Source organism: Deltaproteobacteria bacterium, from assembly GCA_016930875.1.
In the GTDB taxonomy this organism is placed as follows: domain Bacteria; phylum Desulfobacterota; class Desulfobacteria; order Desulfobacterales.
This window is the reverse complement of the sequence record JAFGFW010000047.1, coordinates 114899-133808: the sequence shown is the minus strand read 5'-3', so window position 1 is coordinate 133808 and position 18910 is coordinate 114899. Positions and strand designations below refer to the sequence as shown.

At 50.9% G+C, this 18910-nt stretch carries 14 protein-coding genes and 1 pseudogene; all 15 read left to right on the top strand.

The window, feature by feature from the left end:
- The first annotated feature begins 199 nt into the window (after window positions 1-199).
- The 15 genes and pseudogenes from cooS to JW883_05050 all read left to right on the top strand — a co-directional run bounded on the left by cooS (window position 200) and on the right by JW883_05050 (window position 18803).
- A complete protein-coding gene (gene cooS, locus JW883_05120) occupies window positions 200-2137 on the top strand; it encodes an anaerobic carbon-monoxide dehydrogenase catalytic subunit (protein MBN1841649.1) in 1938 nt (645 codons plus the stop codon).
- A 2-nt stretch (window positions 2138-2139) separates the two neighbouring features.
- Window positions 2140-5160, top strand: a complete 3021-nt coding sequence (locus JW883_05115) for a CoB--CoM heterodisulfide reductase iron-sulfur subunit A family protein (GenBank protein ID MBN1841648.1) — start codon at window positions 2140-2142, stop codon at window positions 5158-5160.
- Between the two features lie 17 nt (window positions 5161-5177).
- Complete coding sequence (locus JW883_05110; GenBank protein MBN1841647.1) at window positions 5178-5819, top strand: hydrogenase iron-sulfur subunit; 642 nt, start codon at window positions 5178-5180, stop codon at window positions 5817-5819.
- Between the two features lie 195 nt (window positions 5820-6014).
- Window positions 6015-6488, top strand: a pseudogene (locus tag JW883_05105) (4Fe-4S dicluster domain-containing protein).
- Between the two features lie 69 nt (window positions 6489-6557).
- On the top strand, window positions 6558-6944 hold the full coding sequence (locus tag JW883_05100; protein MBN1841646.1) for a hydrogenase iron-sulfur subunit: 387 nt from the start codon (window positions 6558-6560) through the stop codon (window positions 6942-6944).
- Window positions 6945-7157: 213 nt separating this feature from the next.
- Window positions 7158-11603 (top strand): FAD-dependent oxidoreductase, encoded by a 4446-nt coding sequence (locus JW883_05095; protein MBN1841645.1) that lies wholly within the window; start codon window positions 7158-7160, stop codon window positions 11601-11603.
- A complete protein-coding gene (locus JW883_05090; GenBank protein MBN1841644.1) occupies window positions 11603-12037 on the top strand; it encodes a hydrogenase iron-sulfur subunit in 435 nt (144 codons plus the stop codon). Before JW883_05095 ends, JW883_05090 begins: the two co-directional genes overlap by 1 nt.
- Window positions 12034-12702 carry a methylenetetrahydrofolate reductase C-terminal domain-containing protein gene (locus tag JW883_05085; protein MBN1841643.1) on the top strand — a complete coding sequence of 223 codons (669 nt, stop codon included), beginning with the start codon at window positions 12034-12036 and terminating at the stop codon, window positions 12700-12702. The genes JW883_05090 and JW883_05085 overlap by 4 nt, the downstream gene beginning before the upstream one ends.
- Window positions 12699-13616, top strand: a complete 918-nt coding sequence (locus JW883_05080) for a methylenetetrahydrofolate reductase (GenBank protein MBN1841642.1) — start codon at window positions 12699-12701, stop codon at window positions 13614-13616. Before JW883_05085 ends, JW883_05080 begins: the two co-directional genes overlap by 4 nt.
- Window positions 13617-13756: 140 nt before the next feature.
- A complete protein-coding gene (locus JW883_05075; GenBank protein ID MBN1841641.1) occupies window positions 13757-14164 on the top strand; it encodes a response regulator in 408 nt (135 codons plus the stop codon).
- Between the two features lie 129 nt (window positions 14165-14293).
- Window positions 14294-14683, top strand: coding sequence for a response regulator (locus tag JW883_05070; GenBank protein ID MBN1841640.1), 390 nt, complete (start codon window positions 14294-14296; stop codon window positions 14681-14683).
- A 7-nt stretch (window positions 14684-14690) separates the two neighbouring features.
- A complete protein-coding gene (locus JW883_05065) occupies window positions 14691-16178 on the top strand; it encodes a response regulator (protein MBN1841639.1) in 1488 nt (495 codons plus the stop codon).
- 16 nt (window positions 16179-16194) lie between these two features.
- The gene (locus JW883_05060) at window positions 16195-16851 is read left to right on the top strand and encodes a methylenetetrahydrofolate reductase C-terminal domain-containing protein (protein ID MBN1841638.1); all 657 of its coding nucleotides are present in this window, start codon (window positions 16195-16197) and stop codon (window positions 16849-16851) included.
- Window positions 16852-16864: 13 nt separating this feature from the next.
- Window positions 16865-17740, top strand: coding sequence for a methylenetetrahydrofolate reductase (locus tag JW883_05055; protein ID MBN1841637.1), 876 nt, complete (start codon window positions 16865-16867; stop codon window positions 17738-17740).
- A 115-nt stretch (window positions 17741-17855) separates the two neighbouring features.
- Window positions 17856-18803, top strand: coding sequence for an acetyl-CoA decarbonylase/synthase complex subunit delta (locus JW883_05050; protein MBN1841636.1), 948 nt, complete (start codon window positions 17856-17858; stop codon window positions 18801-18803).
- The last annotated feature ends 107 nt before the right edge of the window (window positions 18804-18910 follow it).

Below are 18910 nucleotides of genomic sequence, written 5' to 3'. Positions count from 1 at the left end.
ACAAATCCACCGAGAGTGAGATCTATGAAAAGCGAAAAACCTGTCATGTTGTTTACCCTTCAGGAAAGCGAGCAGTAAGGAGTAACTCGCCATACTAATGATAATCCACAATCAACAATCCAAATCACCAATAACAAATGATAAATGACTAGTGACTAGTAACCAACCCCCTGGAGGATTTCACATGGAGAGAAAGAGGATGGCCGTTTGTGGCATTGCTTGCCCCGGTATCGATTGTGAGGGGAGCATGCAGGTGGCCAGGGAAGCGGCCAAAAAAGGCGTGGTCACCTATATGCAGCGGATGGAAAAGAAGGTCATTCAGCCCTGCCTTTTCGGCAAGGGCGGCACCTGCTGCCGGAACTGTTCCTTTGGGCCGTGCATGATCATTGAAGATGTCCCGGAATCGATCGGTATTTGCGGGGCCACAGCTTCGACCGTGGCTGCGCGTAATTTTGTCCGTATGATAGCAGGCGGCGCTTCGGCTCATATGGATCACGGGCTTGAAACAACCATGGGGTTCATAGCCGCGGCCAAAGGGGAGTCCGATTACACGATTAAGGACGAAAAGAAGCTTCTTGATATGGCTGACGTCTTTGAGATCAAGACCGAGGGTCGCGCAACAAAAGATATTGCCATAGAACTGGGAGAAAAGGCACTGGCCGAGTTCGGAAGGCAGGAAGGGAGCCTCTACACCGTACGTCGTGCCCCGATGAAGAGGCAGGAGGTCTGGAAAAAGATGGGTGTGCTGCCGCGTGGTATCGAGCGGGAGGTTATGGAGATCATGCACCGCACGCACATGGGTACTGATCAGGACTATAAGAACCTTATCCTGCAGGGGACGCGCCTTGCCATAGCAGATGGGTGGGGAGCCTCGATGATCTCCACCGAATTGCAGGACATCATGTTCGGGACACCGGTGCCGATTAGGGCCATAGTCAACCTTGGCACCCTTGACGAAGAGAAGGTAAACATTGTGGTGCACGGCCATGAACCGATCCTTTCAGAAGCCATGGCCATGGTGTGCCAGGAACCTGAGATGCTCTCCGCGGCAAAAGAGGTAGGCGCTCCCGGAATAAACCTGGTTGGCGTCTGTTGTACTGGAAACGAGATCTTGATGAGGCACGGGATCCCGATCGCAGGTAGCTTTATCCAGCAGGAGATCGTACTGGCCACCGGGGCGGTTGAGGCCATGGTCGTTGACATCCAGTGTATCATGCAGTCGGTAGCGACCGTGGGCCAGTGTTTTCACACAGAAATTATCACCACGTCTCCCCGTGCAAAAATCCCGGGGGCAACCCATATCGAGTTTGACCATCACCACGCACTGGAGACAGCAAGAACAATCGTAAGCGGTGCCATAGAGAGATACCCTAAGAGAAGAGGGGTAAATATTCCCAGGCACAAGATGGACGTGGTGGCAGGATTCAGTCATGAAACCATCAATTATATGCTAGGCGGTACCTTCAGGGCGTCTTACCGGCCCCTAAACGATAACATTATTAATGGCCGCATCAGAGGAGTCGGTGCTGTTGTAGGATGTGATAGCGCCCACGTCCTTTCAGGCTATGTGCACACGACAGTGGCCAAGGAGTTGATAGCCAACAACGTGCTGGTACTGGTTACCGGGTGCGCTGCTACGGCTTGCGGCCGCGAAGGTCTGTTGCGACCAGAGGCGGCAGAACTGGCAGGCCCTGGCCTAAGAGAGGTGTGCGAGACCGTGGGTATGCCGCCGGTACTGCACATGGGCTCCTGCGTGGACAACAGCCGTATCCTTATCGCGGCTGCTGAAATTGTGCGTGAAGGCGGCCTCGGCGATGATATCAGCAAGGTCCCTGCGGCAGGCTGCGCCCCTGAATGGATGAGTGAGAAGGCCGTATCTATTGGTCACTATTGTGTGGCAAGCGGTGTCTTTGTTGTATTTGGCAGGACCTTCCCTACAACAGGGAGTAAGGTTTTGACCGACTTCCTGTTTAGAGAGATAGAAGAGTTGTATGGCGGGTTGTGGGCGGTTGCGGAAGACCCGGTAGAAATGGCGCAGATGATGATCCGGCATATTGAAAAGAAGCGAGCGGCCCTGGGAATCCAGGAAAAGAAAGAAAGGGTCCTCTTTGATATGGCCATGAGGCGGGAATTGTAGGGATGAAAAAGGGCAAATCAGGATCCGTGATGGTTGTCGGCGGCGGCATTGCCGGTATTCAGACCTCCCTGGACCTGGCTGGTTTGGGTTACTATGTGTACCTGATCGAAAAGGGTGGGGCTATCGGTGGAATTATGGCTCAACTCGATAAGACCTTCCCAACCAATGACTGCGCCATCTGAATACTGGCGCCCAAATTGGTTGAGGCCGGTCGGTCTCCTAACATTAAGATCATTACGAAAGCAACGTTAGTCTCTGTTGATGGCGGACCCGGCAGGTTCGCGGTCAGGGTCCATCGACTCCCCCGCTACGTAGACGAGGAGTTGTGTACCGGATGTGATACGTGCGCCAAGTATTGCCCTGTACGAGTCCCTGATCTGTACAACCAGGGGTTGGCCTTCAGCAAGGCTGTGCGCAAAGACTATGTGCAGGCCGTTCCGTCTTCATATTACATTGATCCGGCACACTGTCTCTTCCTCAAGCATGAGATGTGCACTATCTGTGTCTCTGCATGCCCTTCCCATGCCATAAACCTTCAAGACAAAGATGAGTTCCTTGATCTCTCCGTGGGGGCTATTGTCCTTTCACCCGGTTTCGGGCGTATCGGACACGAAGTGTTGAGCCGCTTTGGTTATGGCAAGCACCCTGACGTGGTAACCAGCATGGAGTTTGAGCGTCTCATGAGTGCCTCAGGACCTTCACAAGGCAAGATATTCAGGCCATCCGGCTTGCCCCATCTCAGAAAGATTGCTTTTCTCCAGTGTATAGGTTCAAGGGATGTTACATGCAATAACAACTACTGTTCCAGTGTCTGCTGCATGTATTCCATCAAAGAGGCGATGGTAGTCAAAGAGCATGACCCGTATGTTCATGTTACAATATTTCACATGGACATGAGGACAAGGGGTAAGGGGTTTGACCAGGCCAGAGAAAGGAGCAGGGCGAAATACGGCATTCGATATGTCAGGAGCAGGGTCGCATCTGTTGAAGATGCTGATGGCTCTTTGAGGGTTGTCTATGCAACTGACAGGGGAGAACACAAGGTAGAGGAGTTCGATATGATAGTCCTTTCCGAGGGCCTTGAATCACCTGACTCGGCCAAGGACCTATCCGGAATCACCGGTATCGATCTTAACAAATACGATTTTTGCGAGACACATACAGTGGCTCCTTTGGAGACAAGCCGGCCGGGTATATTTGTGGCCGGCGCGTTTAAGGGCCCGTATGATATCCCGGACTGTGTGACACAAGCAAGCGGAGCAGCATCAGGGGTGGCCGAAGTTCTCGCTGAAACCCGTGGGACAGAGGCAATAAAAAAGCAATATCCTCCTGAAATTGAGACAGGAGACGAGCCTCGTATCGGTGTATTTATCTGCCACTGCGGGACCAATATTGCAGGCGTGGTTGACGTCAATGATGTCGCCGAGTATGCCTCTACGCTCGACAGTGTAGTATTTGTTGGAAGAAATCTCTATAGCTGCTCTCAGGATACCCAGGAACTGATTAAAGAAAAGATCAAAGAGGAAAACGTAAACCGTGTTGTGGTAGCCGCCTGTACGCCTCGTACCCATGAAGCCTTATTTCAGGAAACGCTGAAAGAAATTGGTCTGAATCCTTCTCTCTTCGAGATGGCCAACATAAGGGATCAGTGTTCGTGGGTGCATGCCAACACGCCTGAGGAAGCTACGAGAAAGGCCATAGATCTGGTGAGGATGGCTGTAGCCAAGGCCAGGATCATTGAACCACTCAAAGAGCAGACTGTTGCGGTCATACCTAATGCCCTGATCATAGGGGGCGGACTTGCGGGTATGTCCGCGGCCTTGAGCCTTGCCGAACAGGGGTTTGAAAGCTATCTTGTGGAAAAAACCGATCGGCTGGGCGGGAACTTAAACAGGATTTATTATAACCTGGAAGGAAGAGATATTACGGAGTTCTTAAGAGGCATAATAAAAAAGGTTGAGGATGCCCCCCTGATTCATGTTTACAAGAATTCAGAAGTTGAAAAGATAAGCGGCTATGTAGGAAATTTCTCGACCAGGTTGAATACAGACTCCGAAGACGTGGCCTTAGAGCACGGTGTAACTATTATTGCAACCGGAGGCCGTGAGTACCAGAGTAAAAGGTATCTATATGGCGAGTCCGAACAGGTAGTCACGCAGCTTGAGTTCGAAAAGATATTGGCAGGCTCTCCGGACCCGAAAACCATAGAAGACATTGTAATGATTCAGTGCGTTGGGTCAAGGGGTGAAGATCTTGGGTATTGTAGCAGAATCTGCTGCGGTCATGCAGTAAAAAATGCTTTGAAGGTTCGCCGGTTAAACCCGGATGCCAATATTTATGTTTTGTTCAGGCAGATGCGCACCTGTGGTTTTGTGGAGGATTACTACACAGAGGCAAGGGATAAAGGGATTATCTTTATTCGCTACGAGGTGGACGACAAGCCAAGAGTAACTGACCACGCAGGATCTATTCGTGTGGAATTTACGGATATGATCCTGGGGGAGACTGTTCAGATTGAGCCTGATTATCTAGTGCTTAGCGTGGCAATAGTGCCTAATGAAATTGAAAGACTGTCGAAGATGTTGAAGATTGCTACAACTGAGGAGAATTTCATCTTAGAGGCGCATGTGAAACTTCGCCCTGTTGAGTCTGCTGTAGCGGGGGTATTTATTTGTGGGCTGGCCCATTGGCCGAAATCGATTGGTGATTCAATATCACAGGCCAAGGCCGCTGCAGCAAAGGCAGCCATTTTGCTGGGCAGGGGATATGTCACGGTAGAGCCCATTGTCTCTTCAGTAGATATAGAAACCTGTATTGGATGTGGAATATGTGAGAGCCTGTGTCCTTATGCTTCCATTAGAATGATAAAAGTCGGCAAAAAGAAAAAAGCCGAGACAATCTCTGCCTCATGTAAGGGATGTGGCATATGCGCTTCCCATTGTCCCACGTTGTCCATATCCATGGATGGATTCACCAACAAGCAGATCCTGTCGCAGATAGGGGCGTTTGGTGAAGGTTGTTAGCCTACGGAGTAAGCGAAATGAAAGATAACAAATTTGAACCAAAAATACTTGGTTTCCTCTGCAACTGGTGCTGCTATGCGGCAGCCGATGGGGCAGGGGTAGTACGTTTTCAATACCCACCCAATATCCGGGTAATCAGGGTTATGTGTACGGGCAGAGTTGATCCGCTCTTCATCATTGAGGCTTTTCGCCAGGGAGCGGACGGGGTCTTTGTGGGCGGCTGACAGCTTGGAGAGTGCCATTACCAGGTTGGTAATTATGATGCCATAGTGACTGCCCACGTTACCCACAAGGTGCTCGAGATCGCGGGCATAGAGCCCAAGAGGCTGGAGTTGAATTGGGCTTCGGCAGCCGAGGCCCCACTCTTTGTGCGCTTGATAACGAGCTTTACCGGCACAATCAAGCAACTGGGTCCGTTGGGGGACACCGAGGCCATGGCCGAAGATGAACTCAAGTTGAAGCTGTCGGCGGCCAGATCCGCTGTAGAGAATATCAAGCTGCGGACGCGCTGGGGCAAGCTTGCCCTGAATCTGAGAAAGGAAAATGACTATACGCCTGAGGTGATTGAAGCAAAGATGGCCGAGAAAATCAACGAGGCCATGATGCGTGAGATGGCAAAGCAGGAGAGGACGATCGCAGAATCAGGAGCGCACCAGTGAGGAACAGATAAGAAAAAGCGTTTGATAGTATAGGAAGTTCAAATTTTAGGTGGCGCATTCAGCCGTCGTAGCCATGGCTACTATGGCGAAGTCGGCGCCGCGTTATATAAAATCGAGCAGCGATTTTATAGGGAGTATACGTTGACCATAACCAAGCATGATTTCCACTATCAATTTAAGTTTGAAGTGACTGCAATGCCTGGCGGCGAGCTGGTCAACCGGTGTTTTGAGTGTGGCGCCTGCACGGGTATCTGTCCTGTCAGCCAAGCTGAGCCCGCCTTTGACCCCCGAAAAATTCTCCACATGATCAAACTGGGTCTTAAAGATCGACTCCTCCGTTCCGGAGCTCTCTGGTATTGCTCCCATTGTGATACGTGCAAATTTGTCTGTCCGCAGGATGTGGGGTTTAATGGCATTGTGGATGTGCTTCGTGAAATGGCCGTTAGGGAGGGATATGTTGATATTGGTAAACTGGAAGCCATAGGGAAGTTACCCGCATTGAGTACCGGCAAGTGTATGGGATGTTTGACATGCCTCCGTATCTGCCCTTTCAACGCGCCTTCTATCAAAGAGAAGGGGCTTGGTTTTATTGAGTTTAATCCATTAAAGTGCAGGGCCTGCGGTATATGCGTGGCCGAATGCCCAGGCGAGGCTATTGTCCTTAAAAAACCCGCCACACGGCAACAAACCTCGACATTTGAGGAGCCCCTGGGTCGTGTTTTCGTGCCAAAGATAATAATGTTTTGTTGTCAGTATGTAATCGGAAATTGGATCAGTGATCTGGAAGGCCTCTATGTGTCAGCATTTCCCAGGAATGTCAGGTTAGAGGTTGTGCCCTGCACGGGCGAATTGAAAGTTACCCGTCTCCTTGGCGTTTTTGAAGAGCAGGCTGACGGTGTCTGCGTTGTCGGATGTGAGGAAGAGGCCTGTCACAATTTGACGGGAAGCCATAGGGCAAAAAAACGGGTCGAATACGTGAAAAAGGCCCTATCGAAATTAGAGATAGCCCCTGAGCGTATCGAGATTTTTATGGTGCCCCGTGATCAGCCTGACAGGTTCATGGAGGTATCCCGAGAAATGAATAAAAGAGTGAAGATGCTGGGACCCAGCCCTTTAAGACGGTAAAAAACGGATGGATGAAATATGCCTCAAATCACAGCAGACATCAAGGGCGAGTTGAGACTTTGTGCCGCAGAGGTGAAGGGAGTTGCGAAGACCTCAGTAGCGGGGTGACCTGTTCAGCATCATCCCCTTATGTTTTTTTGATTGCTTCGGAATGCTAAAAAGGGCAGACCATCTATGGGCTCAACAAAGAAAAAACTTACAGAAAGGATAGAGATGCCAGAGGGCAAGGTAGGGGCGGTCATGGTTGTGGGTGGTGGTATCACCGGCATACAGGCGGCCCTTGATCTGGCAGATTCAGGGTTTTTTGTGTACCTGGTTGAAAAATCATCGACTATTGGCGGCAAGATGTCTCAGTTGGATAAGACATTCCCTACAAACGATTGCTCCATGTGTATCATGGGGCCAAAGCTGGTGGAGTGTAGCCGGCACCTGAATATCGAGATATTAACCCTTTCCGAGATAGAGAGCATTACCGGTGCAGAGGGTAACTTCCATGCCTGGATACACCAAAAAGCACGCTATATAGATCTTGATAAGTGTACGGGATGTGGAGATTGTGCTCAAGTCTGCCCGGTAAGCGTTCCGGATGAATATAACCAAGGGCTATGTACGAGGAAAGCAACGTACCTTCCCTATCCGCAAAGCGTTCCGCGGGCCTATACCATTGACAAGAAAGACAGGCCTCCTTGCATTTCTGCCTGCCCGGCCCATATCAATGTCCAGGGCTACGTGGCCATGATAAAGGCCGGCAAGTATGAGGAGGCCGTTGAGATAATCATGCGGGACATGCCCCTTCCAGGGGTTCTCGGGAGGGTGTGTGTAAGATTCTGTGAAGAGGAGTGTCGCCGCTGTCAGGTGGATGAGGCCGTCTCTATTAAGGAACTAAAGCGGTTTGCCGCTGACCAGGTTGACATCCTTTCCCTGCCAGTGCCACAGATCACACCCCGAGAAGGGAGAGTTGCCATTATCGGCTCAGGCCCGAGCGGCCTTTCCGTAGCGTATTTTCTGGCACTGGATGGATTCAAGCCTACCATATTTGAGGCCTCAAGTATACCCGGAGGAATGCTTGCACTCGGTATCCCGGCATACCGTCTCCCCCGAGATGTCTTACATAGAGAGATCGAGAACATAAAGCGGCTTGGTGTTGAGATAAAGACAAACACCCCGATAGGTAAAAAGAAGACGTTAGACGACCTATTTGCGGAAGGTTACGGGGCAGTCTATGTTTCGACTGGAGCCCATAAAGGGATCAAGTTAGATATTCCCGGAGAAGACGGATTTGAGAACTTTCATCAATGCGCCTCGTGGTTAAGAGGGGTAAATTTAGGGAAGGTCAAGGAAATCAACGGGAAGGTCGTCATTGTTGGCGGAGGTAATGCAGCGATTGATGCTGCCAGGGTGTCGGTCCGTTTAGGGGCCGAGGAGGTTCATATCGTCTACAGGCGAAGCCGTAATGAAATGCCTGCTGATCCCTTTGAGGTCAACGAGGCATTGGAGGAGGGTGTGCATCTCCATGTTTTGGTAACACCGAAAAAAGTCATAGGCGATGACGGTATCCTGAAGGGGCTGGAATGCCTCAAAAACAGGCTCGCCGAACCGGATAGCTCTGGCAGGCAAAGACCTGTTCCTATTGATGGGTCTGGGTTTCTTATTCCGGGCGAGCATGTCATAGCTGCTATTGGCCAGAGACCTGATAAATCATTTGCTACAGGCGTTAGCGATATTGGATTCTCAGAATATGGCCTGCTGAATGTTGACCCGGATACCCTTGCAACAACAAAGAAGGGTGTCTTTGCAGGTGGTGATGTGGTTACCGGCCCAAAGACGGTGATCGAGGCAATCGCTCAAGCGAAAAAGGCGGCTGCCTCCATTTCTGCCTATCTCCAGGGCAAAGAGATTTTACCATCTTCTCAAGAAGATTCCGGTAAGGATTCGGAAACAGACTACAGGCCTATTGATACAATAGAACCAAAAATACCCCGTGCTGCAATCCCTACCCTTGATGTTACCCAAAGGACAAAAAACTTTAAAGAGACCAATCTCTCAATGCATGAAGAAACAGCAAAGAGAGAAGCTGCCCGTTGTCTTGACTGCGGCGTATGTTGTGAGTGTTTTCAATGTGTGGATGCCTGTAAGGCCCAGGCAATAAACCATGATATGACAGACAGATCGTTCGATATCAATGTCGGTTCTGTGATACTTGCCCTGGGAAGTGAGACTTTTGATCCGGCAGGGCTCGATACTTACGGCTATGCTCAATTCCCCAATGTTGTCACCAGCATGGAGTTTGAGCGCATTCTGAGCCCCACCGGGCCCTATGGAGGTCATCTCCAGCGGCCATCAGATCGGAAAGAACCCCAAAAGATCGCATGGCTGCAATGCATCGGTTCGAGGGGCGTCAACCGATGTGATCACCCCTATTGCTCATCGGTCTGTTGCATGTATGCCATTAAGGAGGCCGTGATTGCCAGGGAACACGTTGAACATGATGTAGATACGGCCATTTTCTTCATGGATATGAGGACCTATGGAAAAGATTTCGAAAGTTATTATGACCGGGCCAGAAAAGACTACGGGGTCAGATTTATCCGCTCCAGGATTCATACGATCGAAGAAGACCCGGATAGTCACGATTTGACCCTGCGATATGTAGATAAAAACGGTGATATCCGGATCGAGAGATTCGATCTGGTTGTTCTCTCGGTAGGCATGGAGACCTCCAAGTCGCTTATCGAACTTGCCAAACGCCTGGAAATTGATCTCGACCAGGACCACTTTGTACAAACCGAAATCTTTAGTCCTGTTAACACCTCCCGAAAGGGCATTTACGTCTGCGGGGCCTTCCAGGCGCCAAAGGATATTCCGTATTCGGTCATGGAAGCGAGCGCGGCCGCCTGCAAGGCAGAGGAAGCCCTGTCAGATGTGCGGGGGACACTGGTCAGGGAAAGGACCTATCCTGAAGAGAGACAAATATCTTCTGAAGAGCCCCGCGTCGGAGTCTTCGTGTGTGACTGCGGTATCAATATCGTGGGGATTGTGGATGTGCCGGAAGTTGTTGAGTGCGCCCGCACCCTGCCCGGAGTCGTTCACGCAGAAGAGAACCTCTTTACCTGTTCCCAGGACACGCAGGAACATATGAAAGAGGTCATCCAGCGGGAAAGATTAAACCGCGTTGTAGTTGCGTCCTGCTCACCCACAACACACGAAGGGCTGTTCCAGGAAACCCTCAGGGATGCAGGCGTGAATAAGTACCTCCTGGAGATGGCCAACATCAGAAATCAGTGCTCCTGGGTACATTCCCAAGATCCGGTGGCAGCCACTGAGAAGTCAAAGGATCTCGTGCGCATGGCGGTTGCCAGGGCCAAGCTGACGCAACCATTATCTGAGCTGACCGTTCCGGTGGACGATAAGGCCCTCGTGATCGGAGGGGGTATCTCCGGTATGACAGCGGCCCTTGGCCTGGCCGATCAGGGGTTCCGTACGTACCTTGTGGAGCAATCGAATGAACTAGGAGGAAATGCCCTTCGGCTCCTAAGCACTTGGCAGGGAGAAGAAATTGGAGCCAGGGTGAAAGAAATGGTCCACCAGGTGGAAGGTCATCCCTTGATTGACGTGTACAATGTGTCCACTATCAAGGAAGCCTCGGGGTTTGTGGGGAATTTCCAAACGACCATCTCCCGAAACAGTACCGATTTTGTCTTGGAGCACGGAGTTGTGATCGTGGCCGCAGGTGGAAAAGAATACAAGCCCACTGAATACCTTTATGGTCAGGATGAAAGGGTTTTGACTCACCTGGAACTCGATGCAGCTATGAGCAAAGGAGACAAGAAAGTTTCCCGGGCAAAGACCGTGGTATTTATCCAGTGCGTAGGGTCCAGGGAACCGGATAGACCTTATTGCTCAAAGGTTTGTTGTACGCACACGATGAAATCCGCTTTGAAATTGAAGGAAATCAATCCGGAGATGGATATATATGTCCTTTACCGGGACATTCGTACCTATGGGCAGAGAGAGGAGCTTTACAGAGAAGCGAGGCGTAAAAGGGTTACTTTTATTCGATACACGCCGGAGCTGAAACCTAAAGTTGAAAAAACGGGTACTGAGATTGTTGTGACTGCCAGGGATCTCATCCTGGGCCGGGATTTGGTTATCAGTCCCGACATTGTAGTGCTCGCCTCTGCCATTGTGCCGCGTGATAATACACCCCTGGCTGATATCTATAAGTTGCCGCGCAACAAAGACGGATTTTTCATGGAGGCCCACGCTAAACTCAGGCCGGTCGATTTTGCTAATGAGGGTATTTTCCTGGCTGGCATAGCCCATTACCCCAAACCGATTGATGAAAGCATCGCGCAGGCCAAGGCAGCGGCTTCAAGGGCGGGCACCGTCCTTGCCCGTAAAGAAAGAACAATAAGTGGAGCTGTGGCCGTCGTAGATCCCGCTTCGTGCGGCACCTGTTTGACCTGTGTGCGCACCTGTCCCTATTCTGTTCCGTTTATCAATGAAGATCGTGTAGCTCAAATAGACGCAGACACATGCCACGGCTGCGGGATGTGTGTGGCCGAGTGCCCTTACCAGGCCATTACGCTTGCCAGCATTACTACAGAGCAGATCATGGCCAAGATTGATGCGTGTTTGATTGAGGGACTAAGGAATTAATGAAAAAGTTTGAGCCAAAAATCATCGCCTTCTGTTGCCAGTATTGCGCCTATGCGGCAGCAGACCTGGCAGGGTCTATGCGTTTAAGATATGCTCCCAACATCCGGATTATTCTAGTCCCTTGTAGCGGCACGATAGATGTCATACACATTCTCCGTGCCATAGAGGATGGCGCCGACGGGGTCTTGGTGGCCGGATGCTTGGAAGGGGGATGTCATTTTATTGAAGGAAACTTTAAGGCAAAGAGGCGGGTCCGGATGGCCAAGGACCTGGTGGGCAGGCTCGGTATCGAGGAAGAACGCGTAGAAATGTTTAACCTGTCCTCTGCCGAGGGCCCGCGTTTTGCGGAGATCGCCAACGAGATGACAGAGAGGATCAAGGCCCTGGGGCCCAGCCCTTTGCGAAGAAAGAATAGCACAGAGGAGAATATATGATTATTGCAGAGATGAAGCCAATTGAGGAGATTCTTGAAATGGTCAGGGACTATCAAAGGATTTTGATAGTTGGCTGCAAAGGTTGTGTCGCGGTATGTAGTACAGGCGGTCCGAAGGAGGTTTCAGTACTCGGTTCTCTCCTAAGGATTGCCAGGAAAAAAGAGGGACGTGACATTGTTGTAGATGAAGGATCGCTCGACCGGCAGTGTGAGCCTGATTTCGTTGATATGATCGCAGACAAGGTGGCTGGCTCAGATGCCGTGCTTTCTTTGGCCTGTGGGGCTGGCGTCCAGTTGGTGGCAGAACGGTTTCCTGATAAGGTAGTCTTGCCGGGCTGTAATACCACGTTCTTGGGCGTGACCGAGGAATTGGGCGTGTGGTCAGAACGGTGTGCTGGCTGCGGGGATTGTATCTTACACAAGACGGCCGGGCTTTGCCCGATTGCCAGATGTTCCAAGCAGCTTCTAAATGGCCCGTGCGGTGGGTCTATGAACGGGAAGTGCGAGATCAGCAAAGACGTAGATTGCGTATGGCAATTAATCATTGATCGGCTCGGCAGGCTTGACCGGCTGGAGGTGTTGGAAGAGATTTTTCCCGTGAAAAACTGGTCACCAGCCGGACACGGCGGCCCTAGAAAGATGGTCAGAGAGGATCTCAGGTCATGAAGTCAGGGAGTAATTTGGAAAGATTATTGGAAAGCGGCCAGTTTGCTGTCACTGCCGAGGCTGGGCCTCCCAAAGGGAGTTCACTGAAGGTCATCCAGAGAAAAGGGGAACTCCTCAAATTTTGCTGCGACGCCTTAAACGTAACGGACAACCAGACCGCCATTGTGCGCATGTCAAGCCTCGGCGGCTGCCTTCTATTAAAAGATCTGGGCGTGGAGCCAGTCCTGCAGATGGTGGTGAGAGATCGGAATCGTCTCGCACTGCAGAGCGACATCCTGGCCGCAGCCGCATTGGGAATTCGCAATGTGCTCTGCCTTTCCGGCGATCATCAGAAGTTTGGCAATCATCCTACGGCCAAGGGAGTGTACGACATTGATTCGATCCAGTTTGTTCAGATGGTCAAGACCATGCGGGATGAACACAAGTTCTTAAATGGTGAAGAGATCTCAGGAGATGTGCCGTTTTTCATTGGAGCGGCAGCCAATCCTTTTGCCGACCCCTTTGAATTTCGGGTCATCCGTCTGGCAAAAAAGGCGAACGCGGGAGCGGATTTTATTCAGACTCAGGGCATCTTCGACATGGCCAAATTTATTGAATGGATGAAGATGGTTAGAGACAGAGGCTTGGACGAAAAAACCCATATCCTTGCAGGGCTGATTCCGGTCAAGTCTGTTGGTATGGCTCGCTACATGCGAAACAATGTCGCCGGCTTGAGCGTGCCACTGGAGATCGTTGATCGCATGGCCGATGCTAAAAATCCCAAGGAAGAGGGGGTCAAGATTTGCCTAGAGACCATCGAGCAACTCAAAGAGGTTGAGGGGGTCCACGGCATTCATATCATGGCCGTGGCGTGGGAAGATATCGTCCCCCGCATCGTGAAGGAGGCCGGTTTAATGCCAAGGCCGGTCGTGTAGTGATTGGTCATTAAGTGATCAATCGTCAGTGATGGTTGATGATTTATTCTTCCAATCTTTAATATTCAATCGACAATATCCAATTCTATTGAGGAATGACCAATGATAAATGGCAAATGATAAATGATAGGGGGTGTACCATGGGAACAAGTGCCAAGATCCTGGTCGTTGACGACGATCCTGATATGCGGGAAACCTTGCAGATGATATTGGAGGCTGGCGGCTACACGGTGGTCACGGCTGAGAACGGCGAGAAGTGCCTGGTAAAGCTGAAAGAAGAGCAACCGGATTTGCTCATCCTGGATCTCCTCATGCCCGTAATGGACGGCTTTGAAGTATGCAAAGCCCTCAAAGATCCGCGGCACGCCAAGTACGGCAGTATGCCGATCATCATCCTTAGCTCAGTGCGAGAGGACGTGAGCCAGCGCCGCTATGAACTGGAAACCGGTGTCCAGCTCGATGTTGATGATTATGTGGAAAAGCCCATCGAAAGCGCCACATTGCTCGAAAGGGTCGGGAAGATCCTTAAAAGGATTGGTAAGGAATAATGGGTCTATCGGGTTTATTGGGTTTATTGAGTTTATTGAGTTCGTTGAGTTAGACTCACCAAATACCGGGAATATGCTCAGAATCGGGTTTCTGAGAATCCGCAATCTAAAATCCGCAATTGTATAGGTGTGGCCATGAAAAAGGTGTTGTTAGTTGACGACGACGTTGATTTTTGTGACGCAACAAAGCTCCTTTTGGAGAGTAACGGCTACGAAGTTATACTGGCTTATGACGGAAAGGAGGGGCTGGAGAAGGTGCGGACCGAGAAACCCGATCTGGTCATCCTGGATGTAATGATGCCTGAAATGAACGGATACGATGTGTGCGTGGTCCTTAAGGCAGACCCGGAACTGAAGAAAATCCCGGTCATTCTGCTCACGGGCGTGGACCAGGAGATGTTCAAAACGCATTACACCCAGCACATGGGCCTTATGACCGAGGCCGATGATTACATTGCCAAACCAGTCGAATCTCAAGAGTTGGCAGAGCGAGTAGGGGACTGGCTGAGCGAGAACTAGTCAGACGATGTTGATCAGGCCGACCATAAACGTATTGGTGGTAGAAAACGATATCACCATTATACAAAGATGCCGGCAACTCATCCTGGACGAAGGCCACAGGGTCCGGACAGCCGAGTCTGTTGAAGAAGCACTGGAAATCATCCAGAAACATCCAGGAGATGTGGACATCATGCTACTTTCCCTTGAGCTTGCCGGATGGGGCGGGATGTCTCTCATCAACATCGTTCAAAAGGCCAGGCATGAAATCCTGATCATGACCATGTCTGACAACTGTGGAGAGGAAGCCATCGAGGCAATGCATGCCGGGGCCTACGACTGCATCCGCAAGAGCTTTACCAAGGACCGCTTTTGGACAAAGATGAATCGGGCCATAGAGGCCTTCAGGCTCAGGCGGCAACTGAGGGTGCTGAGACGGCAAAGGCAGGCCACCTTAAGTAAACCGGGCCGTGAAGAGAATCTTCTCGCGATCCTCAACAGCCTTGCCGACGCTCTCGTAGTGGCGGATTGGCAGACGGACATCGTACTGTTTAATGAGAAAGCCGCAAGCCTGTTTGGCTTGAAGGAGGCAAAGACGCTGGGGCGTCCCGTTTCAGAGTGCATTGAGTCGGATGAGTTGTTATCGTTTATATTGCGTGCAATTCAATCGGACAGTTCCTTGGCTCCTTTGATGGCCGGCGAAGAACCCGTGGTCAAGGTGCAAGAAAAATCGTTTCGTGTACATGTAGACCCTGTGAAGAATGGAGAAGGGACGGTAGTTGGTGCGGTATGCCTCTTTCATGACGTCACGGGGATTAGCGCAATGGATAAACTGAGGGCCGATTTTCTCTCTATGGTCTCCCACGAACTCAAGGCTCCTTTGAGCTCCCTGCTGATGCAGGTTTCTGTAATTCATGACGGACTGGCCGGGGCTCTTACTTCTAAACAGACAGATCTGCTCGGGAAGGCCAAGGAAAAGACCAAGGGAATGATTACCTTGGTCAACGACATCCTGGACTATAGGCGTATTCAGGAGGGCAAATCGATCCAGAAGATTGAAAGCCTGGACCTGACGGAGATCTTGCAGCGAACCGTTGAGCTTATGCGCCTGTCTGCTGAAGAGAAAGGCATTAGCATGAAGTCCGAAATTGAGGAAGAAATCCCATCGTTCAGTGGCGACAGGGGCGGCATAGAGGCGGTCTTTGTTAACCTTATCAGCAATGCCATCAAATACACCCCAAAGGGTGGGAATGTGCAGGTGGTCCTCAACAAGGCGGGAAAAGACATACGATTCAAGGTGGCTGACACCGGCATAGGAATTCCGCCAGAAGATATTGACCGGGTTTTTGAGAGATTCTATCGCATCAAGACGGAACAAACCAGGCGTGTAACTGGCTCAGGCCTTGGGCTGTCGATCGTCAAAGGGATTCTGGATGCCCACAACGGTTCAGTCCACATGGAAAGTGAAGTCGGAAAGGGTACGACATTTATCGTATCATTGCCGGTGGAAGAATAGGGTTTGGAGGTATTTCATGATCATTGCTGAACAGAAACCGTTTGCAGAAATACAGGATATGATCGCCCCATACGGCAAGCTCCTGTTAGTAGGGTGTGGTACGTGCATGACGTTCTGCTCAGCCGGCGGACCCGATGAGGTCAACAAGCTTGCTGAGGCACTCTATTCTGAAAACAAGGATAGGCTCATAGAAAAAACCAACATCCCTCGACAGTGCTCTATGAAGTTTATCGACCGTCTGGAAAAAAAGATTCATGACACAGAGGCCATTCTTTCAATGGCCTGCGGCAATGGCGTTCAGGCCGTTGCCAGTCGGTTTCCGGAAAAGCCTGTCTTGCCAGCGCTAAATACCCGTTTCATAGGCATCAAAGAAGAACCGGGCGTCTGGACTGAGATGTGCACGGCATGCGGCGACTGCATCCTGTGGAGAACCGGTGGGATCTGCCCTGTGACCCGCTGCGCCAAGGGACTCCTGAATGGGCCCTGCGGCGGCGCGTCAGAGGGAAGATGTGAAGTCTCCAAGGATCGTCCATGTGCCTGGCAGCAGATCTACCATGCTCTAAAGCGTTTGAACATGTTGCATTATCTGAAGGAAAAGCCACAGGTCAAGGACTGGCGCATTCGCCCTGGCATTGTAATTAGAGAAGATTTACGGGAGGTCGAAGCCACATAGAAGAGGTGCTACCATGAATTTCAGACAAGCCTTAGAATCAGGGAAGTTTCTCGTGACCGCTGAGGTCGGACCTGGCAAAGGAACCGACGTGGAGCACCTGTTGAAAAATGCTGCGATTATCAAGGATCGCATGGATGCCATTAATGTCACTGACTTGCAGAGTTCGGTCATGCGTCTCGGCTCTATGGCCTTTTGTCATCTGCTGACAGATATGGGAGTCGATCCTGTTTTTCAAGTCACTTGCAGGGACCGGAATAGGCTTGCTCTGCAGTCGGACCTGCTGAGCGGCTGGGTGCTTGGGATCAGAAACGTGCTTTCGCTCACCGGGGACTATCCGACCCTGGGGGATCATCCTGGGGCAAAGCCTGTTTTTGACCTGGACTCGGTGTCACTTCTGGATGTGATAGGAAGGCTTAATTCAGGATATGACATGGTCGGTAACGAATTGAAGGGAAAGCCCGACTTTCTTGCCGGGGCAGTGGTAAACCCTGGTGCAGATAACGAGGCTGCTATGGATCTTCAAATCATGAAAATGGAGAAAAAGATCGAGGCAGGCGCCAGGTTTTTTCAGACCCAGGGCGTCTATGACTTGGACGCCTTTGAAAAATTCATGAAACGCATTAAGGGATTTGATACAAAGGTGCTGGGGGGTATTATTCTACTCAAGTCAGTCGGTATGGCCCGTTATATGAACAAGAACGTAGCCGGCGTATTCGTTCCGGAATCCCTAATCAAGGAACTAAAGGGTGCTGAGGACAAGGCCCAGGCCAGTATGGAGATAGCTGTTGGCTTGATCAAGGGGATGAAGGATCTTTGCGATGGTGCTCATATCATGGCCCTTGGCTGGGAGAGCAAGATACCACTTATTCTGGATGAAGCCGGAGTGTAGAGGATTGATGATTGAAAGTTCACAGTTGAGGATTGATCCACCAGGGGCAAGAGGGAGATCTTGATCCTTAAACAGCCAATCATCAATCACAAATCATATATGGAAAGGAGTTGTCATGGCATTTGAGATACCAAGGATATCTTACAACGGAGCCATCAGGGAAATTGCTCTGGGAAAAGAACCAGGCCGCGTGACCGTGGGCGGAGAGACCTGCTATCCATTCTACCTGTTTGAGGGAAATATGACTCATATGCCGAGGATAGCCATGGAGGTATGTGATGCACCACCTGAGGAGTGGCCCGAGGCGGCGTTGGCCCCCTTTGCTGATGTTGTCCACGACCCTGCCGCATGGGCCCAAAAATGTGTGGCATCGTACGGGGCAGAAATGGTGGCCCTGCAGCTTGTCAGCACAGATCCCAATGCCCAGAACGCACCGGCAGAGCAAGCCGTGGAAACCACCAAGAGAGTGGCGGCTGCCATAGATGTCCCTCTCATCATATGGGGCAGTAGCAACCTGGAAAAGGATACAGAGGTTCTGAAAATGGTTGCAGAGGCATGTGCCGGAGAGGATCTTGTTCTAGGCCCAGTCGAAGAAGGAAGCTACAAGGTTCTCGGCGCGGCAGCCATTGCCTTTCAGCACACTATTGGCGCCTCATCACCAACCGACATAAACCTCGCCAAACAGCTCAATATCCTGGTGGGAAACCTTGGGGTTCCTGATGAAAGGATAGTGGTGGACCCCACAGTGGCGTCAGTGGGTTACGGGTTGGAATACTGTTATTCTGTCATGGAGAGGGTGCGCATGGCTGCTCTCACACAGAAAGATGAAAGGCTCCAGTTTCCGATAGTGTGTAACCTGTCCAAAGAGGTCTGGAAGATCAAAGAGGCAAAAGTGAGCCAACAGGAGGCCCCCTTGTTGGGAGATCCTGAAAAGAGGGGTGTTATGCTTGAGGCCATGACAGCGATGTTATTCCTTCTGGCCGGCGGCGACATCCTGATCATGCGGCACCCGCATGCCATTAAGTTGGTCAGGGGTTTTATGAATGACCTGATGGGAAACTGAATGGAATGTGGAGTGCGGAGTGGGGAATGAGACAATTGCGGAATGCGGATTGCAGAATGCAAAATAGGTGATAGAAATCCGAAATCGAAGTTCCAAATCCCAAAATC